This window comes from Taklimakanibacter albus (genome assembly GCF_016595235.1).
In the GTDB taxonomy this organism is placed as follows: domain Bacteria; phylum Pseudomonadota; class Alphaproteobacteria; order Rhizobiales; family Aestuariivirgaceae; genus Taklimakanibacter; species Taklimakanibacter albus.
The window spans coordinates 960419-983902 of record NZ_JAENHL010000007.1 but is presented as its reverse complement, the minus strand read 5'-3'; the positions used below and the strand labels follow the sequence as shown (position 1 = coordinate 983902).

Sequence of the window (23484 nt, the reverse complement as noted above, 5' to 3'; positions counted from 1 at the left end):
GCGATGTCCTTTGACGCCATTGATTGGGGAGATATCGGAATCGCCGCCATCGACACGCTGTCGATGCTCGGCGGCGCGCTCGGCTTCACCATTCTCTTTGGCTTGCCGCTCGGCATCCTGCTCTTCCTCACCGGTCGCCAGCAGATGCTGCAGCAGCCGGTCTTCTACGGGATCCTGTCCTTCGTTCTCAACATCCTGCGCTCGGTGCCGTTCATCATCCTCCTCATCATGTTGATGCCGGTGACGGTGCTGTTGACCGGCACTTCGCTTGGCGTCCGCGGCGTCATCCCGCCTCTGGTCTTCGGCACCGCGCCCTTCTTCGCGCGCCTGGTCGAGGCGGCGCTGCGTGAGGTCGATCGCGGCATCATCGAGGCCTCGCAGGCCATGGGCGGCTCGACCTTCCAGATCGTCTTCCGCGCTCTGCTGCCGGAAGCGCTGCCCGGCCTCATCGCCGCGGTGACCGTCACATCGATCGTGCTCGTCGATTATACCGCGATGTCGGGCGCCATCGGCGGTGGCGGCATCGGCGATCTCGCTATCCGCTACGGCTATCAGCGATTCCAGACCGAGGTGATGGTGGTGACGGTCGTCATCCTCATCCTGCTCGTCCAGCTTCTGCAGGCGTCGGGCAACCGGCTCGTCGCGCATTTTTCCCGCAAATGACAACTTCACGCCGAGAGGACATGATGAAACTGTTCAAGACTATTGCCACCACCGTTACAGCCGCGCTTCTGTTCGGCGTGGTGCAGGCTCAGGCCGCCGAGAAGCTCGTTGTCGGCGCCACCGCGGTTCCCCATGCCGAGATCCTGGAATTCGTGAAGCCGATCGTCGCCAAGGAAGGCCTCGATCTCGAGATCAAGGTGTTCTCGGATTACATCCAGCCCAATGTCCAGCTCGTCTCCAAGCAGCTCGACGCCAATTATTTCCAGTATCGGCCCTTCCTCAACGACTACAACCGCGAGCGCGGCACCCATCTCGTGCCGATCGTGCCGGTGCATGTCGAGCCTTTCGTCGCCTATTCGACCAAGATCAGCGCCGTCGACCAGATCGCCGACGGGGCGACGGTGGCGATCCCCAACGACCCGGTCAATGGCGGACGTGGGCTTCTGCTGCTGCAGAAGGTCGGGCTCATCAAGCTCAATGGCAAGCCCGATCTCGAGACACCGGAAGATCCGCTGCCGACGCAGAAGGACATCGTCGAAAATCCGAAGCATCTCAAGATCATCGAGCTCGAATCCGCGATGCTGCCCCGCGCGCTGTCGCAAGTGGAACTCGCCGCCCTCAACGGCAATTATGTCCTTGAAGCCAAGCTCGACGTGAACAAGTCGCTTTTCATCGATCGCGGCCAGGACGGCAAGAATATCTGGGGCGAATATCTGGTCACGCGGCCCGAGGACAAGGACCGGCCGGAGATCGCCATCCTCGCCAAGGCGCTCAACAGCGACGCGACGCGTGAGTTCATCAAGACGCGCTACCAGGGCCAGATCTATCCGGCGTTCTGAGGTATCACTCGATGAAACTCGTCCATTCCGAGCCGCTCGCCACCGTCGCCCCGGTCTTCGCCGGGGAGGCGGCGGCCGCGGCGCCGCGCCCGGCCGTGCCGGCGCATCGCATCAGAAGCGATGAGGAGGCGATCGATGTCGCCGAAAAGCTCGCGGTGCGCTTCGCCGAGGAAGCGGGGGAGCGTGATCGCGAGCGCCGCCTGCCGATCGAGGAGCTCGACCTCTTCTCGCAAAGCGGGCTGTGGGGCATCACTGTCCCCAAGGCCTATGGCGGCGCCCAGGTCTCGCAAGCGACGCTGGCCAAGGTCTTCGCCATTCTGGCGGCGGCCGACGCTTCGATCGCCCAGATCCCGCAGAATCACTTCGAGATCGTCGACGTCATCCGCTCGACTGGCAGCGAGGCGCAGAAGAGGGAGCTGTTCGGCGCCATCCTGTCGGGCTTGCGGCTCGGCAATGCCTTCTCGGAATTCCACGGCAAGAATGTCGAGACCTTCGAGACGCGTATCGTCAAGACGAGCGCCGGCTACAGCGTGTCCGGCCGGAAATTCTATTCGACCGGTGCGCTCTTCGCCCATCTGGTGCCGATCGTGGCGCTCGATGAGGACAATCACGTGGTCGTCGCCATCGCCGATCGCGAGAGCAAAGGCCTCACCGTCGTCAATGACTGGTCGGCCTTCGGCCAGCGCACCACCGCGAGCGGCACGGTCACCCTCGACAATGTCCATATTCCGACCGAGCGGGTGCTGCCGGCACATATCGTCTATGAGCAGCAAAGCGCGGTCGGGCCGCAGAGCCAGCTCATCCATGCCGCCATAGACGCCGGCATCGGCCGGGGTGCCATCGCGCTCGCTATCGACTTCGTGCGCACGAAAGCCAGGCCCTGGATCGACAGCGGCCGCGAACATGCGCATGAGGATCCCTATACGATCGCCGCGATCGGCGACCTGAAAATCCGACTCCATGCGGCGGAAGCCCTGCTCGAGCGGGCCGGCCGGCAGCTCGACGCGACCATTGCCGAGACCACCGAGGAGACGATCGCGCTCGCCAAGATCGCCGTCGCCGAGGCCAAGGTGCTGAGCACCGATATCGCCATCCTTGCCGCCAACAAGCTGTTCGAGCTTGCCGGCACCCGCTCGACGCTCGGCCGGCACAATCTCGACCGCATCTGGCGCGATGCCCGCACGCACACGCTGCATGACCCGGTGCGCTGGAAATATCACGCCATCGGGCAGTTCTATCTGAACGGCGTCAAGCCGCCGCTCCATTCCTGGATCTAGCCGGCGGCGCTCCTGCGCTGCGACGGGGCAGCGACATTGGCGATCACCTCGCCGAAGGGTCCTGCATTGCGGGCCGGGCCAAGATCATTGCCGGTGGTCGCTTTCAGCGGCAGCTTAGGGAAGACCAGCTCGGCAAAGCGGTAGCATTCCTCGAGATGTGGATAGCCCGAGAGGATGAAACGGTCGATGCCGAGTGCCATATAGCCCTTGATCCGGGCCGCGACCTCGTCCGGATTACCGACCAGAGCGGTGCCGGCGCCGCCCCGCACGAGGCCGACGCCGGCCCAGAGATTAGGGCTCACTTCGAGCTTGTCGCGCCGCCCGCCATGGAGCTGCGACATGCGCTGCTGGCCGACTGAGTCGAAGCGCGCAAACGCCTTCTGCGCCGTGGCGATCGTTTCGTCATCGAGCTTGGAAATCAGCTCGTCGGCGGCTTTCCAGGCCTCGGCCGAGGTCTCGCGCACGATGACATGCAGGCGGATGCCATAAGAGAAGCTGCGCCCTCGGGCCGCCGCATGGGCTTTGGCCTTGGCGAGCTTCTTGGCGACGTCCTGCGGCGGCTCGCCCCAGGTCAGATAGACATCGACGTGATTGGCGGCCACCTGGTTGCCGGCGTCAGAGGACCCACCGAAATAGAGCGGCGGATAAGGCTTCTGCTCGGGCGGATAGAGGAGCTTGCCGTTCTCGATCTTCAGGTGCTTGCCGGTGAAGGTGACGTCCTCGCCCTGCAGCAGGCGGCGCCAGACGGTGAGGAACTCGTCCGTCACTTCATAGCGCTCGTCATGATCGAGGAAGACGCCGTCGCCCTTGAGCTCCAGGGGATCGCCGCCCGTCACCACGTTGATGAGCAGGCGTCCGTTGGACAGGCGGTCGAGCGTCGCCGCCATGCGCGCGGCGAAAGCCGGCTCGGTCATGCCGGGCCGCACCGCCACGAGATAACGCAGGCGTTGTGTGAGCGGCACCATCGCCGAAGCGATGACCCAGGAATCCTCGCAGGAGCGCCCGGTGGGCAGGAGCACGCCATAATAGCCGAGCTCATCGGCGGCGCGCGCTATCTGGCTCAGATAGGAGAGTGAGACGTGACGGGCGCCGATCTCGCTGCCGAGATAACGGCCGTCGCCATGGGTCGGCAGAAACCAGAGGATATCGGCGGCCTGCGCCAAAGGGGGAAGGTCGAGCTTGGCTGTCATGATCTATGCTTTCAGATGGCGCCGTGGCGCGGCGGATTGATGCCGTTGAGCCAGTAATTGCCGATGACCCGGTATTTCCAGCGCACCGGGTCATGCACCGTATGGGTGCGGGCATTGCGCCAGTAGCGGTCGAGATTGAATTCTGCGAGGGTCGAGCGCGAGCCGCCGAGTTCGATGAGCTTGCTGCCGGCGAGGAGCGACACTTCGGTGGCGGCGACCTTGGCCGACGCCACGGCGATCGAGGCGGCGGCGACGGTCTCGGCTGTCGGGTTGGCGGTGGCCTCGTCGACGAAACGCGCGGCGCGCCCGAGGAGTGCGTCGGCGGCATCGAGCCTGATCTTCACCTCGCCGATATCAGAGATGATATGCGGGTCCTCATAGCCGTGCTCGAGGCCGCTTTCCTTCCACGGCCGCGTATATTGGCGCACGAAACGCACGGCCTCGGTAAAAGCGCCGCGCGCAATTCCCTGATCGACGGCGGCATGCATGATCTGGGCATGCGGCCCCATCGACGAGGGCGTCTCGAAAAGAAGATGGAAGGGGACGACCGAGAAGGGATGAACGGCGACATTGTCGAGAATGGTCGTGCCGGATCCGGTGGTGCGCTGGCCGAAGCCCGACCAGTCGTCGATAATGGTGATGCCTTCGGTCTCGCGCGGCACGATGGCGAGCGTGCTTTTGCCGTCGTCATTATTCGCGATGACCGCGATCCAATGGGCGAAGAGGGCGCCAGTGGAATAGAACTTCCGGCCGTTGAGGCGGAAGCCATCGCCGTCGCGGGTGATGCGGGTGGCGTGATCCTGTGCCGTCTTGGTGCCGATCTCGGACAGCGCATTGCCGAGCCGCTCGCCCGCCAGCACGGCCTTGTAGAAGAACTGCTTCTGCTCGGGCGAGCCCTGGAGCCGCAGGCCTTCCAGCATGAAGAAGTGATTCTGTGGAATCTGCCCGATCGATCCGTCGGCGGCGGAAATGATGGCGATCACCTCGGCCAGCGTGCCGGTGGCGACGCCGGCGCCGCCGAACTCTTTAGGCACGGTGATGGCGAGAAGGCCCCGGTCAGAGAGGAGATCCATCTCGGCATAGGGAAGCTTGCGCTCGCGGTCGCGCTCGGCGGCGCCTTCGGCCAGGATCGCCGCCACGTCATGGGCGATCTCGATCGCCTCGCTGTCAGTGCGGATGACATGGGCATGCTTGTCGCGCGGTTTCGGCACGGGAAAGGCGGCGATGGCTTTGGCGGGTTGTACGGTCATGGTGGCGACGCTCCTCAAATGAATCCGCCATAACGGCCGCCGCCATAGACCAGCGGTGCGCCGCCCTTGACGGTGATGGCTTTGACCGCGCCGATGACGATCGCGTGGCTGTGGCGCTCGATGAATTCCTCCACCGCGCAATCGATCGCGGCGACGGCGTCTTCAAGCACGGAAGCTTGCGTCACGAGCGTATTCCAGGAGGCGCCGTCATAACGGGCGGGCCCCTTGATGCCGCCGCGGCCGGAAAAACGTTCCGCGACGTCGCGATGTGTGCTGCCCAGGATGTTCACGCAGAAATGGCGGTATTTCTGGATGACCGGCCAGGACGATGCGCCGCGATTGACGCAGACGATCATGGTCGGCGGCTCGACCGAAAGCGAAATCGCCGAAGTGACGGTCAAGCCGGTGCGGTCCTCGCCGGTGCCGGCGGTGATGACACTGACGCTGCCGGCAAGATGGCGCATCGCGTCGCGCAGCGTCGTGGGATGATGGGTGAAATCCTGCGGCGACTTCACGGCAATGGTCATGATCTGCTCTGTTCCCTTGCGCGCGCGATCACGCGGTCGGCGCGTTTCGATGCCGGAGATTAGTTCATCGCCGCCGATCCCGGGTCTCAGTTTTGTTTGTCCGGTGCTTTAGCAATTCTCAATTGTCCTCCCCTTGGCGCGGGGCCTGTGAGTTTTGTTTGTCCTCGCCGGCAGAATTACTCAGTTTTTCAACACGTATCGGAAGGCCACACTCGCTTCATCGGTGCGCAGGCTTCCTCAAATGAGGATGGCTGTGATGATCGAGCCACCTCATCCATTTCCGGAGACGAGAATGACAAATCAGACCAGGACCGGCGTGTCGCGCCGCACTCTGCTTGCCGGTGCCGCCGTGCTTGGCGGCAGCGCGCTGTTTCCCATCGAGCAGGTCAAGGCTGCCGGCGGCATCAAAACCCTTCGCATTGCCTCAGGTGAGGCGGATGGCGTGAAGGGGACGCTCGACCCGGCCTATGGCACCAATGATCCCGATGCCGCGCGGGCCGGACTCGTATTCGAGGGACTGGTCAAGCTCGACGAGGCCTTCGCCGTTCAGCCGAGCCTCGCGACCGCCTGGAAGCCGAATGACGATGGCAGCGTATGGACTTTCAACCTGCGTCCGGGCGTCAAGTTTCATGACGGCAGTCCGTTCACGGCGACCGATGTCATCTTCAGCTTCCGCCGCCTGTTCGATCCGAAGACTCCGTCGCCGTCCGCCGCGTGGCTCGCGCCGATCGATCCGGAGAATATCAAGGCCGTCGACGACCTGACGGTCGAGTTCAAGCTGCGCGAACCGGTCGTCGAATTTCCCGAGCTCATTTACAGCCACAAGGTCGTCAAGGCCGGCCAGACCAATGAGCAGGTGCGTACCGCCGGCATCGGTACCGGTGCCTTCAAGGTCGAGCGCTTCGTGCCGGGTGAGGAGCCGAGCACCTATGTGCGCCACGACCAATATTGGCAGCCGGGCAAGCCGGGTGTCGATCGCGTCGAGCTGCGCTCGATCCCGGAGGAGGCCGCCCGCATCGCCGCCCTCGTTTCCGGACAGGTCGATCTCTTCTGGGATCTGCCGCTGCGCGGTCTGACACGCCTCGAGCAGGACAAGAACATCGTCCTGCAGACGGCAAAGACATCCTTCTGGCTCGGCCTTGCCGCTTGGACGGATACCAAGCCCTTCGATGATCCGCGGGTCCGGCTCGCGCTCAAGCTGGCGGCCAACCGCGATCAACTGCTCAAAGCCGTGCTGGGCGGCCATGGTTCCGTCGCCAATGACCAGCCGGTGGCGCCCTGGATCAAATTCGGCCTGCCGGACGAGCCACGCAAGCAGGATATCGAACAAGCCAAGAAGCTGTTGGCCGAGGCCGGTTATCCGGACGGCATCGATGTCGAGCTTTACACGTCCGCGTCTGGATCCGGGCTTGTCGAGCTCGCCACCGCCTACAAGGCGCAAGCCGAAGCCGCCGGCATCCGCATCTCGATCAATCAAGCGCCTGCCGAAGATTACTGGTCGAATATCTGGCTCAAGAAGCCGTTCATCGTCACCGCCTGGAGTGGAAAGGGAGCCGACGCGGCGCTCGCCCGGCCGTTCCTCTCCGATGCCGAATGGAATGAGACCCATTGGCACAATGACGCGTTCGACAAGCTCATTCTCGAGGCACGCCGTACGATCGATGAGAAGAAGCGGGGTGAGCTTTATCAGAAAGCGCAGGAGCTGGTGCGCGACGATGGCGGGGCGCTGATCCTCCTGTTCGCCGACGCCATCGGCGCGACGCGCGCCAATGTGAGGGGTTGGAAGCTGCATCCGCAGAAGCTCTCGCAGAGCTATGTGGATGTGACGATTGTCGATTGAGATTGTGAGATAGCCTGGTGCGTGTCGCTCCGATTCCGAGATTGATCGTCACTCGCCTGGCGCTCTCCGTTTTGTCGCTCTTCGTCGTGTCGCTGATCGTCTTCTCGGCGGTCGAACTTCTGCCGGGCGACACGGCCGAGCGCATATTGGGCCGCGAGGCGACGAAGGAGTCGCTCGCGGCCTTGCGCACGCAGCTGCGTCTGTCGGATCCGGCGCCGGAGCGCTATGCCCGCTGGCTTGGCGGGATCGTCCAGGGTGATTTCGGGCGATCGCTGGTGGCCGACCGGCCGGTGTTTTCCTACATCGCAGGTTATCTTGGCCGCACCCTGCTGCTCGGGGGCTTGGCGCTCCTCATTCACATTCCGCTGAGCATCGGGCTTGGCCTGCTGGCCGCGGCGCGGCCCGATGGGGCATCCGACCTCGCTCTGTCGGCGGCGGTGCTCATCGGCATGTCGATCCCGGAATTCGTCGTCGGCATCTTTCTCATCATGCTGCTGGCCAACGACCTGCAGCTCTTTCCGCCGCTGGCGCTCATCGATCAGGCGAAGTCGTTTGGGGACGTGATCCATATGCTGGCTCTGCCGGTGATCACCCTCAATTTCGCGATGACCGCCTATGTCGTGCGCCAGACGCGCAATTCGATGATCGAGGTGCTCAAGTCCGATTATGTCCGCATGGCGTCGTTACGCGGCCTATCGCCGCTGCGCGTCCTCTTCGTCCATGCGCTGCCCAACGCGCTTTCACCGGCCATCAACGCCATCGCGCTCAATGCTTCCTGGCTGGTCGGCGGCATCGTCGTTGTCGAAGTCGTGTTCAACTATCCGGGACTCGGCCGGCTGCTGGTCGAGTCGATCCGATTTCACGATGTTCCGATGATACAGGGCGCGGCGCTCGCTTTGTCCGCGGCCTACATAGCCGTCAATCTCGTCGCCGATATCGCGACGCTGCTGCTCAATCCGAAACTGCGGACCAGAACGGCATGACGGACCTCTCCGTGCTCCTTGAATCGCGGCCGCGTCCGGCCGGTCGCCGCTTTGCCCTGCAACGTTTGCCGGTGAGCGCGAAAGTCGCCGGCCTCGTGCTCCTGGCCTATGCCGCGGTCGCCATGCTGGCGCCGGCCATCGCGCCCTATCCGCCCAACGAAATTTTCGTCGGTTCGCCCTTCGAGCCGCCATCCGCGGCCTTCCTTCTCGGAACGGATAGCCTGGGACGGGATGTCCTCAGTCGCACCATATATGGCAGCCGTACCATTCTCCTGATGGGTGGCGCGGCGGCCGGATTGTCCGCTTCGATTGGCGGTCTGCTCGGCATGTTCATCGGTTATCGCGGCGGCGTCCTCGATGAAGTCGCCATGCGCATGCTCGAGATCATCATGAGCATTCCCTCCATCATCTTCGCTTTGCTCATTGTCGGATCGCTGGGCGCCAGCGCGCCGCTCGTCGCCGTTACGGTCGGCCTGCTTTCGGTGCCCAATGTCGCCCGTGTCGTCCGCGCGGCGACGCAGTCGGTGGCATCGGAGGATTTCATCACCGCCGCGCGGGCCCGTGGCGAGACCAGTCTGTCGATCGTGCTGCGCGAGCTCCTGCCCAATGTCACCGGCACGCTCATCGTCGAGTTTTCCATACGTACCGGTTATTCCATCCTGTTCATCGGGGGGCTCGGCTTTCTCGGCTTCGGCGCCCAGCCGCCGACTGCCGATTGGGGGCTCATGGTCAATGAAGGACGCGGCACGATCGATGCCTCGATCTGGCCGGTCGCGGCGCCGGCCGCCGGCATGGCCATGCTGGTGACCGCCGTCAATCTCTTCACCGATGGCGTCAATCGCCTTTTCGGTCCGGCCGAACAGGGAGGTGTCCGATGACGGCCGCTGCGCATGATCTGATGACCGTCGCGTCGCTGACGGTCGACTATCGCCAGCAAGGGCAGTGGCATTCCGTCATCCGTGATCTCAGCCTGGCTGTCCGTCGCGGCGAAATACTCGGGCTGGCGGGCGAATCCGGTTGCGGCAAGTCGACACTCGCCTCGGTGCTGCTCGGCGAGAGACGTGGCGAGCGGCGCCTGCGGGCGGGATCGGTGCAGTTCGACGGGATCGATCTTTCGACCCTCCGGGCGCGGGAGCTTCGCCGGCTTCGCGGCGTCAGGCTGGCGCTGGTGCCGCAAAATGGCGGTGCATCGCTCACCCCGACATTGCGGATCGGAAGCCTGTTCGCGGAAACCCTGCGGGCGCATCGGCCCCATATGAATAAGGCCGAGCTTGCCGCCGAGGCGCGGCGCCAGCTCAGCCAGGTCGGCCTTCCGGATCCCACCGGGGCATTGGCGCGTTTTCCGCATCAGTTCAGCGGCGGCCAGCAGCAGCGTATCGCCCTGGCCCTGGCGCTCTGCCGCATGCCGGATCTCCTGATCCTCGACGAGCCGACGACCGGGCAGGACGCCATGACACGGCGCGGCATCATCGACCTTCTGATCCGGCTGCGCCTGTCGAGCCGGATGAGCATGCTCTATGTCTCGCATGATCTGGCGACACTCAGCGAAATCTGCGACCGCATCGCCATCATGCATGCGGGAGAAATCGTCGAAATCGGCCAAATGGAGGACGTCCTGCTGCGGCCGCGTCATCCCTATACACGGGCTCTTGTGGCCTCGATCCCGCGTCTGGAAGCGCCGCCCGATCCGGCCCTGTTGCCCGCCAGCCGCAGGACGCCGGAGAGAATTACGGCATGACGGCGATGATCAGAAGCACCGCGATCGTGCCGCAACTGCATATCGACAATCTCAGTTGCCGCTATGAACGCCCGCACCTCTTCTCCGGCAGAAGAAATAAGACGCCTCCGGCGGTCGACGATGTGTCCTTTGCCGTCGGCGCCGGTGAGACGCTGGCGCTCGTCGGTGAAAGCGGCAGTGGGAAATCGACAATCGCCCGCACCATTGCCGGCCTCTTTCCCGCAGCCGCGGGCCGCCTGCGTTATGGCGGTCACGACCTGACGCTCCCGGTCGAGCGGCGTGCGGCCGAATTGCGGCGTCTGATCCAGATCATTTTTCAGAATCCGGACGCGTCCCTCAATCGCCGCCATCGTATCGGGAGCATCATCGCGCGGCCTTTGCGACTGTTCTTCGGCCTGTCAGATGCGGACAGCCGGCAGGAGGTTGCCTCTCTTCTCGAGGCGGTGCGGCTTCCCACCGATTATGCCGAGCGTTTCCCCAGCGAGATCAGCGGCGGTGAGCGCCAGCGCGTGGCGATCGCGCGGGCGCTCGCGGCGCGACCCTCCCTGCTGCTCTGCGACGAGATCGTATCGGCGCTCGACGTGTCGGCCCAGGCGACCATCCTCGAGCTCCTGCGTTCGATACAGACGCAAACCCGCCTGTCGATGCTGTTCATCACCCACGATCTCGCGGTGGTCCGCTGGTTCGCGGATCGCGTCGCTGTCCTCTATCGCGGGCATCTGTGCGAGGTGGGGCCGGTGGAGCGCGTTTTCGCTCCACCCTATCATCCCTATACGTCGTTGCTGCTCGAGGCCGTGCCGGTATTCGGCCGGCGGCGTGAAGCGGCGGGCGACGCGGCAAGTCCAGCAGTGACGTCGTCACCACCGACAACCGGCTGCGCCTTTGCCAGCCAATGCCGCCACCGGATCGACGGTCTATGCCGAAGCGCCGAACCACCATGGCGCCAGGTTGCGCCGGGTCACGCGATCCGCTGTCACCTCGAGGCGTCCGACCTCAATCGGATCACGGGCCGGGCCGCCACGGGCGCCAGGCTTCAGGTCGCGGCCGCACAGAAATCTTGAACTGGTGAATTATCATGGCGAATACACATAGAAAGAAACGATTGAAGCTCGGTGCCTCGATCTATCCCGTCGGCTATCACGTGGCGGGGTGGCGCTATCCGGGGGCGCAGGTCGATGGTGGCATAAGCCTGCAGCATCATGTGGATCTGGCCCAGGCAGCGGAGCGCGGCGGCTTCGATTTCATTTTCCTCGCCGATGCGGCCGTCATCTGGGATCAGAATATCGATGCCGTGGCGCGCACCGCCTGGAGCACGCGGTTCGAACCCCTGACGCTTCTCTCCGCTTTGGCGATGGTGACGAAGCGGGTCGGCCTCGTCGCCACCGTCAGCACGACATACAACGAGCCCTATACGGTCGCCCGGAAATTCGCCTCGCTCGATCATCTTTCCGGTGGCCGCGCCGGATGGAACCTCGTCACCTCGGCGGCCGAGGCCGAGGCGCAGAACTTCAATCTCGATCGCCATCTCGCCCATGCCGACCGCTACAAGCGCGCCCGCGAATTTGTCGAGGTGGTGACCGGCCTGTGGGACGGCTGGAGCGATGACGCCTTCCTGTTCGATCAGCAGTCCGGCATCTATTTCGATCCGGCGAAGCTCAATATCCTCAACCATCACGGCACGTATTTCTCGGTCAAGGGGCCGCTCAATATTCCGCGCCCGCCGCAAGGATATCCGGTGATGGTTCAGGCAGGCTTGTCGGATGATGGCCGCGAGCTCGCCGCGGAGACCGCCGAGGTTCTGTTCACGGCGCAACCGACATTGCCCGACGCACGCGCTTATTATGCCGACGTCAAGGCGCGGATGGTCAAATACGACCGGTCACCCGATTCTCTCAACATCATGCCGGGCGTGGTGACGGTGATCGGCCGAAGCCGCGCCGAGGCACAAGAGCAGGAAGCCCGGCTCAGATCCTTGACCCATCCGGCGCCGGGTCTGGCTTTTCTTTCCGGCCTGATCGGCGCCTTCGATCTTTCGCATCATCCCCTCGATGGTCCTTTGCCGGAGCTGCCGCCCACCAATGGACCGAAGGGCCGGCAGCGGCTTCTGGTGGAAGTTGCACGCCGTGAGAAGCTGACCCTCCGCGATCTCTATCTGAACATCGCCATGACAAGCGGCCACCGGCTGGTCTCGGGAACGCCCGAAGATATCGCCGATCAGCTCGAAGACTGGTTCGTGAATGAAGGCTGCGATGGTTATAATGTGGCGCCGCCCTATCTTCCGGGCGGCTTTGACGATTTCGTGAACCTCGTCGTTCCGCATTTGCAGAAGCGGGGCCTTGTCCGCACCGAGTATGAAGGCGTCACGCTGCGTGAGAATCTCGGTCTGCCGCGGCCGGCTGCACGGTCGCACATCAAAGTGAGTGCGGCCGAATAGCTTGGTGGGTCAATGGCGATCACGTCAGATAGACCGAGGGCGACATGATATCGCCATGCCAGGTGAAGACGGCGAGTAGCGGCTCCGCCGCCGTCGTCATGGCGTGGGCCACACCACTTGGATGAAAGATCAGCGATCCGGGCGGACGTGCCATTGCCGGCTCGTGCCCCGCTTGCCATAGAGCCGTCCCTGCGATCACGAGATAGAACTCGACCGCCGGGTGGGCGTGCAGCGGATAGATCGTGTGCGGCGCCATGAGGGTGAGGCCCAACAGCAGCCCGTTATCCCGCTTGAGGCCCTGCCGGCCTATGATCTGGGTAAAGGCGATGGCCGAGGCGAGGCCGTTCAGGCGCGGATCATCAGGATAGGAATAGGTCCAGTGCAATGCCGGCGCGATTGCCGACAGCGCTCGGGCTATGTCCGCTTCGGGCCCCAGATCGCCAAGCGCCAGCGCGTCAGGCAGGAAGTCGCAAGCCGGGAGGCGGGTGGGAGAAACGGGCGACAGCGGCCCCGCGTCGGAGCTCGACAGTGCAAGTAACGTATCGATCTCCCGGCGCGTTGCGGGCGGTTCATCCCTGCCGCGATCGAGGCGATCGAGAATGAGGCGTCGACAGGCATCTACATGGCGATCGAGCGAGGCGAGATCAGGCATTTGGCGGAACTCCACGGCTTCTTCCACATGGCGGTCACGGTTTGTGCCCGCTCAATTTAGTTTTTCCAAGAGCGGTCGTTAGAATTTCTGCGTCCTCATGATGGCTGATTGCCCATAGTTTGGAGAAAAGCAGAGGACCTCAGTATGAGCAAACCGGAAAAATCTCCCCTTGCCCTCGAAGTGTCGATTGGCGTGCCGAGCCAGGAAGAGGCGTTGAAGATCGGCCGCATTCTGGTCGAGGAGCGGCTCGCGGGCGCGGCCAATATCGTCCCCGGCATCACCGCCTTCTTCTGGTGGGATGGCGCGGTGAGAGAGAAGGCCGAGACGACCTTGCTCCTGAAGACACTGCCGGAGAATTTTTCCAGGCTGAGCCAGCGTGTCCGCGAGCTGCACAGCTACGTTACGCCGGGCATCAAGGCCTGGCCGGTCGTCGCGGGTGACCCCGACTGGCTCAAATGGCTGCAAACGGAAGCACAGCCGGTGAGCTCCGCATCACCCGCCTGAGACTTCGAGACGGGAACTTCTCTGCATGAAGCGCGACGGCGTTCGCCGTCGCGCCACTCGCTTTTGCGTCATCAGGGTGGTTCGCAGTTTTGTTTGTGCGGGGTGCAAGCAATTCTCAATTGTTGGCGAGGGGTTGGCCAGTTTAGCAATGACCCACCACACAGGAGTATTTCGATGACCCGCCAACTTCGTTTCAACGCCTTCGACATGAATTGTGTCGGCCATCAGTCGCCCGGCCTGTGGGCACATCCGCGCGACAAGTCCTGGAAATACAAGGATCTCGATTATTGGCAGGATCTTGCCCGGACTCTCGAGAAGGGTATTTTCGACGGCATCTTCATCGCCGACGTCATCGGCTACTACGATGTCTATAAGGGCTCGAACTACCACGCGATCCAGCAGGCGGCGCAGATTCCCGTCAATGATCCGCTCCAGCTCGCCGCTCCGATAGCGCTGGCGACGGAACATCTCGGCATCGGCATCACCGCATCGACGTCCTTCGAGCATCCTTACACATTCGCGCGCCGGATCGCGACCGCCGACCACCACACGAAAGGCCGCGTCGGCTGGAACATCGTCACCTCCTATCTTGAAAGCGGTGCGAAGAATATCGGTGAAGGCGGTCTGCGCCGTCACCACGACCGTTATGAGGTGGCCGCCGAATATGTCGAGGTGCTCTACAAGCTGCTCGAAGGAAGCTGGGAAGAAGGGGCCGTGGTGCGCGATGCTCAGAAGCGCATCTTCACACATCCCGAGAAAGTCCATGAGATCGGCCACAAAGGCAAGTTCTTCGACGTCCCGGGCTATCAGCTGACCGAGCCGTCGCCGCAGCGCACGCCCGTTCTCTATCAGGCGGGTGCCTCGGGGCCCGGCAAGGAATTCGCCGCCGCCCATGCCGAATGCATCTTCGTCGCCGCGCCGACCAAGTCGCTGCTCAAGGCCTATGTCAGCGAGATCCGCAGCCGCGCGGCGAAGGCGGGGCGGGATCCACGCAAGCTCTATATCTATAACCTCGCCTCGATCGTCACCGACGGGACCGACGCCAAGGCGCAAGCCAAATTCGACGACTACAAGCAATATTTCTCTTATGACGGTTCACTCGTCTTCATGTCGGGCTGGAGCGGCATCGATTTCGGCCAATATGCACCGGACGACCTCGTCAAGAAGGTCGAAACGAATGCCATCATTTCGATGGTCGAGCATTTCTCCAGCCGCGACAAGCCCTGGTCTATCGAAGAGCTGGCGAAATTTGGCGGCATTGGCGGTCTCGGCCCGGTTTTCGTCGGATCGCCGACGAAGGTCGCCGATACGCTGCAGGAATGGGTCGAGGATACCGATGTCGACGGCTTCAATCTCGCTTATGCGGTGACGCCCGAGAGCTTCGAGGACATCGTCGAATTTATCGTCCCTGAATTGCAGCGGCGCGGCGTCTATCCCACGGCCTACCGGCCCGGGACGCTGCGCGACAAACTCTTCGGCGAAGGCCCTTATCTCCAGGCGCCGCATCCCGCCGCGCAATATCGCGACATCGAGGCGGTGAAGCGCCGCGAAGCCGCCGCCCGGCTGGCGCCCAAGAGCGCCGCCTCCCGTATTCCCGAAACCGTCTGAGGCAAAGCCATGCCAAGTTCCCATGCGCTCTCGCAAGATATTTCCTTCCTCGACCGCCTGATCGCCACCGCGCGACGCAATGCCGGACAGCCGGCTCTGCTGCATAAGAGGCGCGGCGTGTGGGTGGTCAGGCGCTGGGCCGATGTGCTCGAGGAAATCGACCGTCTGGCCGGCGGGCTCCACCATCTGGGCGTCAGCGAAGGCAGCCGTGTCGCCATCGACGGCGAGATCACCGCGCGCCTGCTGCTCTCCGGCGCCGCGATACGAGCGGTGGGTGCGGATATCGTGTCGGTCCCGCTTTCGGCATCGCCTGAAGAGCTCGACCGCGTCGTGGCGGATCCGACCATCAGCCTGGTGATCGGGCAGGGCCGCGAGACGGTCGAGGAATGGAGCGAGGCGACGCGCAATCGCCGCGAAGTGCCGATCGTCTTCGATCATGCGACACCTGACAGCCAGCCGCCTCGCCATGGCATCGTGACCTTGCCGCTGCTCAAGATGCTGGGCAAGCCCTTCGGCTGGGCGAAATCCGTCGACAGAAAGCCGACGGACACGAAACTGCCGGTGACTTGGGTGGAGGAATCGACCGAGTGGGCCGACGGTCTCGATATCGTGCTCGATCACTGGGTGTCCTCGGGCGAGCCCCTTGCTCTGCCCGAGCTGCTCGCCGCCGCGACGCGCGACCGGCGCGAGATCGCACCGCAAAGATGGATCGCCTCGGGGAGCCGCCTGCATCAGAACGACGCCGCGATCCGCGAGCGCCTGCCGGCCCGTAAATCCTTGTCGGGATGGCTTGTCGGCGGTGCGCTGAAAGGAGGGGCGGCGCCTTGGTTCGCCCTCACGCGTGCCCTTCTGCGCAACCGCCTCGGTTTCCGGCGTCTCATTGCCATCACCGCGCCGGCGGAGACCAGTTCACCCGGACTGTTCGGTGGGCTCGGTCTCGCCTTCGATAATCTCGGACAGCCGGTCCAGCCGGCACGCGTCGTCGTGTCGACGCCGCCCAAAACCTATCCGCGCGAGCGGCTTGTCGCGGTGGCGGCGGCGCGATGAGCGAGGCCCTGCTTTCGATCCGCGACGTGTCCCTGTCGTTCAAGGGCATCAAGGCGCTCACCGCCATCTCCTTCGATGTCGCCGATGGTGAGATCTGCGCGCTGATCGGACCGAACGGCGCCGGCAAGAGCTCGCTTCTGAACGTCATCAACGGCGTCTATCGCAGCGATCGAGGCGAGCTGACCTTTGCCGGCAAGGCGTTGCGCCGGCCGCGCCCGCGCCTTGCGGCGCGCCTCGGCATCGGCCGCACCTTCCAGAACAATGCGTTGTTCAAGCGGCTGACGGTGCTCGACAATGTGCTGGCCGGTCTCACCCGCAAAGCGCGCGCGAGCCTTCTCGAGCATACTTTCCGCGTAGGCCGCTCGGCATCCGAAAGCCGTCACTTCCGCGAGCTCGCCGAAGATACGATCGCCTTTCTGGAGATCGAGGCCTATCGCGACTGGATCGTCGGCCAGCTGCCCTATGGGCTGCAGAAGCGCGTCGAACTGGCACGCGCTCTCGTCTCAAGGCCTAGACTTCTGCTGCTCGATGAGCCGATGGCCGGCATGAATCACGACGAGAAGCAGGAGATCAGCCGCTTCATCCTCGACGTCAATCGCGACCTCAAGACCACCATCGTGCTGATCGAGCACGATATCGGCGTGGTGATGGGCCTGTCGGACCATGTCGTCGTGCTCGATTACGGCCGCAAGATCGGCGACGGCAGCCCGCAAGAAGTGCGCGACAATCCCGATGTCGTCACCGCCTATCTCGGCACCGTGCATTGAGGATCGCCCCATGAGCTTCTTCCTCGAGACCCTGGTCGGCGGCCTTCTGGCGGGCGTCATGTATTCGCTGGTCGCGATCGGCTTCGTCCTCATCTACAAGGCCTCCGGCATCTTCAATTTCGCGCAAGGATCGATGGTCCTGTTCGCGGCCCTCGCTTTCGTCACCTTGCGCGAAGCGGGCTGGGACTTCGTGCCGGCACTCCTCGTCACCCTGGTCGTCATGGTGGCGGGCGCCATCGCCATCGAACGTTTCGTACTGCGCGCCCTGATCGGCCAGTCGGACCTCACTCTGTTCATGGCGACGCTCGGGCTGTCCTTCGTCATCGAAGGCCTGGCGCAGCTGTTCATGGGCGCCAGCGTCCATGAGCTCAATCTCGGCATCGACGACATTCCGATCGAAGTGGGGCCGATCCTGGTCAGCCAGTTCGATCTCCTCGCGGCGGCGACCGCCGGCGCGCTGGTCATATCGCTGTCCTTGTTCTTCAACTTCACCCGCATCGGCATCTCCTTGCGGGCGATCGCGGATGATCCGCTCGCCGCGCAGTCGATCGGAATCCGATTGCCCACGCTGTGGCGGATCGTGTGGGGTGTGGCCGGGCTCGTCGCGCTGGTGGCGGGCCTGTTGTGGGGAGCGCGGCAGGGCGTTCAGTTCTCACTGACCCTGGTGGTGCTGAAGGCTCTGCCCGTCCTCATCATCGGCGGTTTCACCTCGATCGGCGGCGCCATTGTCGGCGGCCTGCTGATCGGCGCCAGCGAAAGCCTGGCCGAGATCTATCTCGGCGATCTTCTCGGCGGCTCGGTGTCGACATGGTTCGCTTATGTCGTGGCGCTCGCCTTCCTGCTGATCCGGCCGGCCGGCCTGTTCGGCGATCGCGCCATCGAAAGGGTATGACGCCATGACCGCGCTCGCCGCTCCCGCACCGCCCGAAACCGTCGAAAGCCCAGAAGTGCTGCGGCGCTGGCGCGTCGGGCCATTGGCCATCGCCGGTCTCGTCCTTGCATTCTATGCACTGGGCTTCGTGGTGCATGACTACTGGTTCAACGCCATCCTGATCCCGTTTCTGATCATGGCGCTGGCCGGTCTCGGGCTCAATCTTCTGACCGGTTATGCCGGGCAGGCCTCGCTCGGCACCGGCGCCTTCATGTCGGTCGGCGCCTTCGCCACCTATAATGTGCTGCTGCGCCTGCCGGATCTGCCACTGCCTGTGAGCCTCGTGATCGGCGGCCTGTTCGGCGCGCTGGCGGGCGTCATCTTCGGGTTGCCGAGCCTCAGGATAAAAGGCTTCTATCTGACGGCCTCGACGCTTGCCGCGCAGTTCTTCCTGCCCTGGCTCTTCAACCAATATGGCTGGTTCTCCAACTATACGACATCGGGCTCGATCTCGGCGCCCAAGCTCGTGTTTCTGGGGGCCGACCTCTCGACGCCGCTCGGGCGCTATCTCCTCACCTTGACCAGCGTCGTGATCCTGACCTGGCTCGCCTGGAACCTGGTGACGAGCCAGGTCGGGCGCAACTGGATGGCGATCCGCGACATGGATACCGCCGCGGCGGTCGCCGGCATTCCCATCGCCTTCAACAAGCTCGCCTCCTTTGCGATCTCCTCCTTCATCATCGCCATTGCCGGGGCGCTCTGGGCCTTCGCCTATCTCGGCACCGTCGATGCCCGCTCCTTCGACCTCGACCGCTCCTTCACCGTGCTGTTCATCATCATTATCGGCGGCATGGGATCGATCGCCGGCGCCTTCATCGGCTCCGCCTTCGTCATCCTCGTCCCGATCCTGATCAGCAATGTCTCGGCGAACCTGTTCGCCGGTGCCATCGATGCGGGCCAGTCGGAAAACCTGCAGAAGATCCTGTTCGGCGCTCTGATCGTCTATTTTCTGATCAAGGAGCCGAACGGGCTTTACGCGCTCCTGCTTCGTGCGCGCCGGCGCCTCGCTCTGTGGCCGCTCAAATCCTGAACCCCTTTCATCATGGAGAACTCGAATGTCCAGTAGATTGAAGAAAGCCTTGCGCGGCCTCGCTTTCGCGGCCCTCGCACTGGCGGCCGTCCCGTCGGTCTTCTCGGCCGCCGCCGAAGAGGCCAAGCAGCAATATTTCCCGCTCGCCACCTTCCGGGTCGGCGCCTATGCGTCGAGCGGCATTCCGGTGTGGGCCGGCGAGATCGACTATTTCCGTTACATCAACGAGGTCGAAGGCGGCATCAACGGCGTCAAGCTGTTCTGGGACGAATGCGAGACCGAATGGGAAGTCGAGAAGGGTGTCGAATGCTATGAGCGGGTCAAGGCCGGCAAGGACGGCTCGCCGGTGCCGATCTTCCTGCCGCATGGCGATCCGATCTCCAAGGCGCTCACCGAAAAGACGGTGGCCGACAAGATCCCGCAGATCACCATCGCCTATGGCCGCACCGAGTCGATCGACGGCCGCGTCTTCCCCTATTCCTTCCCGGTGCTGTTCAGCTTCTGGTCGGAAGCCTCTTCGGTGATCAACCACATCGCCGAGATCGAAGGCGGCAAGGAGAAGCTCAAGGGTCTCAAGATCGCGACCGTCTATCACGACAGTCCTTACGGCAAGGAGACCCAGGTCCCGCTCGACTTCCTCGCCAAGACCTATGGCTTCGAGAATATCCAGATCCCGGTGCCGCATCCGGGCAATGAGCAGTCGGCGCAATGGGCGAAGATCCGCCAGCTCAAGCCTGACTATGTCTTCCTGCGCGGCTGGGGCGTGATGACGCCGGTGGCCATCAAGACGGCGGCCAAGACCGGCTTCCCGGTCGATCACATCATCGGCGGCATCTGGTCGGGCTCCGAAGAGGATGTCCGTCCGGCGGGCGCCGTCGGCAAGGGCTATAAGGCGGTGACGCCGTTCCCGGCCGGCGCCGATTTCGAGATCCTCAAGAAGCTCAAGGCCAATATCGTCGACAAAGGCCTGAGCGACCTCAAGGACCCGAAGAGCTTCGGCTCGGTCTATTACAATTCGGGTGTTATCGAAGCGATCATCTCGGTCGAGGCGATCCGCAAGGCGCAGTCGAAATTCGGCAACCGCCCGGTCACCGGCGAGGAAGCGCAATGGGGCCTCGAGAATCTGAAGCTTGACGAAGCGCGGCTGAAGGAGATCGGCGCCGACGGGCTGGTGCAGCCGCTCGAGCTGTCGATCAAGGATCATGAAGGCGGCGGCGCCGGCAAGATCCTCCAGTGGGACGGCGAGAAGTGGAACATCGTCAGCAATGGCTGGGTGAGATCCGACCGCGAATTGCTGCTGCCGCTCATCTATGAGCGCGCCGCTGCCTATGCCAAGGAAAAGGGCATCACGCCGCGCCCGGATGTCAGCAACTGAACAGGCGAGCCGGCCGTCCCTTGCGGGGCGGCCGGCTTCTTCTCTTTCGATTACGGGAGCAAGCCAGTGAGATTTGGATATTGGATGCCGCTCGGCAGCGGTGGTTTCGTCATCAGCAACCTGCCGCAGCGCACCGACTGGAGCCTCGATTACAATGCCAGGCTGGCGCAGCAGGCGGAGGAACTCGGCTTCGAATATGGCCTGGCGCCGGCACGCTTCATCGCCAGCCACGGCTGGGAGCTGCAGCAGGAGGCGATCACCTGCACCGCCATCCTCGCGGCCCAGACCAAGAAGCTCAAGCTGATCTCGGCCATTCACACCGGCTTCTGGCACCCGGCCATGGTCGCCAAGATGGGCGCCACGATCGATGTCTATTCTAAAGGCCGCTTCGCCATCAACATATTGAGCGGCTGGTTCCGTGACGAATTCCGCATCTTCGGCGAGCCCTGGCTCGAGCATGACGAGCGCTATCGCCGCTCGGAAGAGTTCATCCAGGTGCTCAAAGGCCTGTGGACGCAGGATCCTTTCACCTTCAGCGGCGACTTCTACCGCATCAATGGCGGCTGGCTCAGGCCGCCGCCGGTCTCGGCGCCTTACCCTGAGATATTCCAGGGCGGCAATTCGAAAGCGGCGCGGCGCATGGCGGCGCATCATTCCGACTGGTATTTCCTCAATGGCAACAGCGTCGAGAATGTCCAGGCGCAGATCGAGGAAGTGCGCGCGCTCGCGGCCAAGGCTGGACGCACCGTGAAATTCGGCCTCAATGGCTTCGTCATCCAGCGTGACAAGGAGAAAGAGGCGCTCGAGCAGCTCGAGGCGATCGTCGCCCATGCCGATCCCGAGATCGTCAAGGCCTTCGGCGATCAGGTCAAGGAAGCCGGCACGTCGACACGCGACCGGATCGGCATGTGGGTCGATTCCGATTATGCCAATCTCGTCCAGCCCAATGACGGCTTCAAGACGCGTCTCTTCGGACCGCCCGAGCAGATCGCCCGGCGCATCCGCGAATATGAGGCGGTGGGCGTCGACATGATCCTCACCGCCTTCCTGCATTTCACCGATGAATTGCCGGCCTTCGGGCGCGACGTCATTCCGCTTCTGAGCGATCCTATCGGCGCGGAGAAGGCCGCATGAACGCGCCCGAACCGTTTCTCGTCGTCGAGAATGTCGAAGCTGTCTACGGCCAGGCGATCCTGGCGTTGCGCGGCGTCTCGCTGACGCTCGGCGAAGGCGGTGTCGTCGCTCTTCTCGGCGCCAATGGCGCCGGAAAATCGACGACGCTCAAGGCGATCTCCAATCTGATCCGCGCCGAGCGCGGCCAGGTGAGCCAGGGCACGATACGCTGGCGCGGCCGGGATATTCTCGGGCGTGATCCGTCCGCCCTCGTCTCCGACGGGCTGGTGCAGGTGCTGGAAGGCCGGCATGTGTTTCCGCAATTGACCGTCGAGCAGAATCTGATCACCGGCGCCTATGTGCGGGGTCTGTCCAAGCTGCGCATCGCCGATGATCTCGAGCGCATCTATGCGTGGTTTCCGCGGCTCAAAGCCCGCCGGCAATCGCGCGCCGGGCTCACCTCGGGCGGCGAGCAGCAGATGGTGGCGATCGGCCGGGCGCTGATGACGCGCCCGACTTTGGTGCTGCTCGATGAGCCGTCCATGGGGCTGGCGCCGCTCATCGTCGAGGAGATCTTCGAGATCGTCCGCCAGCTCAATCGCGACAGCGGCGTCAGCTTCCTGCTCGCCGAGCAGAATGCCAATCTGGCGCTGCGTTATGCCGATCACGCCTATGTGCTGGAGACGGGGCGCGTGGTGGCCTCGGGGGCGGCGTCCGAGCTCGCCCGGCGCGACGAAATCAAGAACATCTATCTGGGCGGGGGAAGTGCCGCGGCTGCAAAGCCGACGCGGCACTGAAGCCTGCTCATCATCGGAGTGAAGTACGAATATGACGACCGTCAATGCCTGGGGCAGGGGCCCTTCCAGACGTTATGAAGAACTCGCCCAGAAATTCCGCCCCCTCTTCGCGCGGATCGCCGAAGGCGCCGTCGCCCGCGAGATCGAGCGCAAGCTGCCCTTCGAGGAGATCGGCTGGCTGAAGGAGGCGCGTTTCGGCGCCTTGCGCGTGCCGGAAGCCAATGGCGGCTATGGCGCGAGCCTGCCGGAATTGTTCGAATTGCTAAGCGAGCTCGCCGCCGCCGATTCCAACTTCACCCAGATTCTCCGGGCGCATTATGGCGCGGTCGAGGATGTGCTGGCGTCGCGCGATGCGCAGCGCCGTAAAGCATGGTTCGCCCGGTTCGCCGCAGGCGACATCTTCGGCGGCGGCTTCACCGAGCGGGGCGGCGCCAAGGCGGGGACGTTCGCCACGACCATCAAGCGGCTCAATGGCGGCTGGGTCGTCAATGGCGAAAAGTACTACAGCACCGGCTCGCTGTTCGCCGACTGGATCGAGCTCGTCGGCACGGGGCCTGAGGACAAGGTCATCGTCGCGGCGGTGCCGACCTCGGCGCCGGGCCTCACCCAGCGTGACGACTGGAACGGTTTTGGCCAGAAGCTCACCGGCAGCGGCACCTCGATCTATGAAAATATCGAATTGCCCTTCGACCATGTGCAAACGGGCGACGACCGCTTCAAATACCAGGCCGCCTTCTACCAGACCGTTCATCTCGCCACCTTGACCGGCATCGCCCGGGCGGCGGCGGATGAGGTGTCGGAGCAGGTAGCGCGCCGCACGCGCACCTTCACCCATGCGACGGCGCGGGTACCGCGCCAGGACCCGCAAGTGCTGCAGGTGGTCGGCCAGGCGCATTCGAGCGCCTATGCGTCAGGCGCC

At 63.7% G+C, this 23484-nt stretch carries 23 protein-coding genes; 19 read left to right on the top strand and 4 right to left on the bottom strand.

The window, feature by feature from the left end:
* Positions 1 to 3 precede the first annotated feature (3 nt).
* Genes JHL16_RS16315 through JHL16_RS16305 form a run of 3 tightly spaced genes read left to right on the top strand, consistent with a single transcriptional unit; the run spans position 4 to position 2779 of the window.
* On the top strand, positions 4 to 663 hold the full coding sequence (locus JHL16_RS16315; protein WP_200185940.1) for a methionine ABC transporter permease: 660 nt from the start codon (positions 4 to 6) through the stop codon (positions 661 to 663).
* Positions 664 to 683: 20 nt separating this feature from the next.
* Positions 684 to 1502 (top strand): MetQ/NlpA family ABC transporter substrate-binding protein, encoded by an 819-nt coding sequence (locus tag JHL16_RS16310; RefSeq protein WP_246770952.1) that lies wholly within the window; start codon positions 684 to 686, stop codon positions 1500 to 1502.
* 11 nt (positions 1503 to 1513) lie between these two features.
* On the top strand, positions 1514 to 2779 hold the full coding sequence (locus JHL16_RS16305) for an SfnB family sulfur acquisition oxidoreductase (RefSeq protein WP_200185939.1): 1266 nt from the start codon (positions 1514 to 1516) through the stop codon (positions 2777 to 2779).
* Here the strand turns inward: JHL16_RS16305 and ssuD are convergent.
* From ssuD to JHL16_RS16290, 3 genes are read right to left on the bottom strand one after another with little or no spacing between them, the layout of a single operon-like run.
* Positions 2776 to 3969: an FMNH2-dependent alkanesulfonate monooxygenase gene (ssuD, locus tag JHL16_RS16300; protein ID WP_200185938.1), complete on the bottom strand. Its 1194-nt coding sequence runs from the start codon at positions 3967 to 3969 to the stop codon at positions 2776 to 2778. The genes JHL16_RS16305 and ssuD overlap by 4 nt on opposite strands.
* An 11-nt stretch (positions 3970 to 3980) precedes the next feature.
* The gene (locus tag JHL16_RS16295; RefSeq protein ID WP_200185937.1) at positions 3981 to 5219 is read right to left on the bottom strand and encodes an SfnB family sulfur acquisition oxidoreductase; all 1239 of its coding nucleotides are present in this window, start codon (positions 5217 to 5219) and stop codon (positions 3981 to 3983) included.
* Between the two features lie 14 nt (positions 5220 to 5233).
* The gene (locus JHL16_RS16290; protein ID WP_200185936.1) at positions 5234 to 5746 is read right to left on the bottom strand and encodes a flavin reductase family protein; all 513 of its coding nucleotides are present in this window, start codon (positions 5744 to 5746) and stop codon (positions 5234 to 5236) included.
* A 292-nt stretch (positions 5747 to 6038) separates the two neighbouring features.
* Here JHL16_RS16290 and JHL16_RS16285 point away from each other — a divergent pair, with 292 nt between their 5' ends.
* Genes JHL16_RS16285 through JHL16_RS16260 form a run of 6 tightly spaced genes read left to right on the top strand, consistent with a single transcriptional unit; the run spans position 6039 to position 12741 of the window.
* Complete coding sequence (locus JHL16_RS16285; RefSeq protein ID WP_200185935.1) at positions 6039 to 7586, top strand: ABC transporter substrate-binding protein; 1548 nt, start codon at positions 6039 to 6041, stop codon at positions 7584 to 7586.
* A 17-nt stretch (positions 7587 to 7603) separates the two neighbouring features.
* Positions 7604 to 8569, top strand: coding sequence for an ABC transporter permease subunit (locus JHL16_RS16280; protein ID WP_200185934.1), 966 nt, complete (start codon positions 7604 to 7606; stop codon positions 8567 to 8569).
* A complete protein-coding gene (locus JHL16_RS16275; protein WP_200185933.1) occupies positions 8566 to 9447 on the top strand; it encodes an ABC transporter permease in 882 nt (293 codons plus the stop codon). The genes JHL16_RS16280 and JHL16_RS16275 overlap by 4 nt, the downstream gene beginning before the upstream one ends.
* Positions 9444 to 10307, top strand: a complete 864-nt coding sequence (locus tag JHL16_RS16270; RefSeq protein ID WP_200185932.1) for an ABC transporter ATP-binding protein — start codon at positions 9444 to 9446, stop codon at positions 10305 to 10307. Before JHL16_RS16275 ends, JHL16_RS16270 begins: the two co-directional genes overlap by 4 nt.
* Positions 10304 to 11368, top strand: coding sequence for an ABC transporter ATP-binding protein (locus JHL16_RS16265; protein ID WP_200185931.1), 1065 nt, complete (start codon positions 10304 to 10306; stop codon positions 11366 to 11368). Before JHL16_RS16270 ends, JHL16_RS16265 begins: the two co-directional genes overlap by 4 nt.
* 14 nt (positions 11369 to 11382) lie before the next feature.
* Positions 11383 to 12741, top strand: coding sequence for an LLM class flavin-dependent oxidoreductase (locus JHL16_RS16260; RefSeq protein WP_200185930.1), 1359 nt, complete (start codon positions 11383 to 11385; stop codon positions 12739 to 12741).
* 19 nt (positions 12742 to 12760) lie between these two features.
* Here JHL16_RS16260 and JHL16_RS16255 read toward each other — a convergent pair whose 3' ends face one another.
* Positions 12761 to 13393, bottom strand: a complete 633-nt coding sequence (locus JHL16_RS16255) for a dimethylsulfonioproprionate lyase family protein (RefSeq protein ID WP_200185929.1) — start codon at positions 13391 to 13393, stop codon at positions 12761 to 12763.
* A gap of 144 nt (positions 13394 to 13537) precedes the next feature.
* Here JHL16_RS16255 and cutA point away from each other — a divergent pair, with 144 nt between their 5' ends.
* The 10 genes from cutA to JHL16_RS16205 form a co-directional block, all read left to right on the top strand.
* Positions 13538 to 13897 carry a divalent-cation tolerance protein CutA gene (cutA, locus tag JHL16_RS16250; RefSeq protein WP_200185928.1) on the top strand — a complete coding sequence of 120 codons (360 nt, stop codon included), beginning with the start codon at positions 13538 to 13540 and terminating at the stop codon, positions 13895 to 13897.
* A gap of 174 nt (positions 13898 to 14071) precedes the next feature.
* The gene (locus tag JHL16_RS16245; protein ID WP_200185927.1) at positions 14072 to 15505 is read left to right on the top strand and encodes an LLM class flavin-dependent oxidoreductase; all 1434 of its coding nucleotides are present in this window, start codon (positions 14072 to 14074) and stop codon (positions 15503 to 15505) included.
* A 9-nt stretch (positions 15506 to 15514) separates the two neighbouring features.
* Positions 15515 to 16552, top strand: coding sequence for an AMP-binding protein (locus JHL16_RS16240; protein ID WP_200185926.1), 1038 nt, complete (start codon positions 15515 to 15517; stop codon positions 16550 to 16552).
* A complete protein-coding gene (locus tag JHL16_RS16235; protein ID WP_200185925.1) occupies positions 16549 to 17319 on the top strand; it encodes an ABC transporter ATP-binding protein in 771 nt (256 codons plus the stop codon). The genes JHL16_RS16240 and JHL16_RS16235 overlap by 4 nt, the downstream gene beginning before the upstream one ends.
* 10 nt (positions 17320 to 17329) lie before the next feature.
* Positions 17330 to 18211, top strand: coding sequence for a branched-chain amino acid ABC transporter permease (locus JHL16_RS16230; protein WP_200185924.1), 882 nt, complete (start codon positions 17330 to 17332; stop codon positions 18209 to 18211).
* A 4-nt stretch (positions 18212 to 18215) separates the two neighbouring features.
* Positions 18216 to 19280, top strand: a complete 1065-nt coding sequence (locus JHL16_RS16225; RefSeq protein ID WP_200185923.1) for a branched-chain amino acid ABC transporter permease — start codon at positions 18216 to 18218, stop codon at positions 19278 to 19280.
* Between the two features lie 25 nt (positions 19281 to 19305).
* The gene (locus JHL16_RS16220; RefSeq protein ID WP_137856241.1) at positions 19306 to 20655 is read left to right on the top strand and encodes an ABC transporter substrate-binding protein; all 1350 of its coding nucleotides are present in this window, start codon (positions 19306 to 19308) and stop codon (positions 20653 to 20655) included.
* A gap of 66 nt (positions 20656 to 20721) precedes the next feature.
* Positions 20722 to 21789: a dimethylsulfone monooxygenase SfnG gene (sfnG, locus tag JHL16_RS16215; protein ID WP_348647220.1), complete on the top strand. Its 1068-nt coding sequence runs from the start codon at positions 20722 to 20724 to the stop codon at positions 21787 to 21789.
* Positions 21786 to 22565: an ABC transporter ATP-binding protein gene (locus JHL16_RS16210; protein WP_200185922.1), complete on the top strand. Its 780-nt coding sequence runs from the start codon at positions 21786 to 21788 to the stop codon at positions 22563 to 22565. Before sfnG ends, JHL16_RS16210 begins: the two co-directional genes overlap by 4 nt.
* Positions 22566 to 22596: 31 nt before the next feature.
* Positions 22597 to 23484: acyl-CoA dehydrogenase family protein (locus JHL16_RS16205; protein WP_200185921.1), on the top strand; the 888-nt coding region annotated here is incomplete at its 3' end.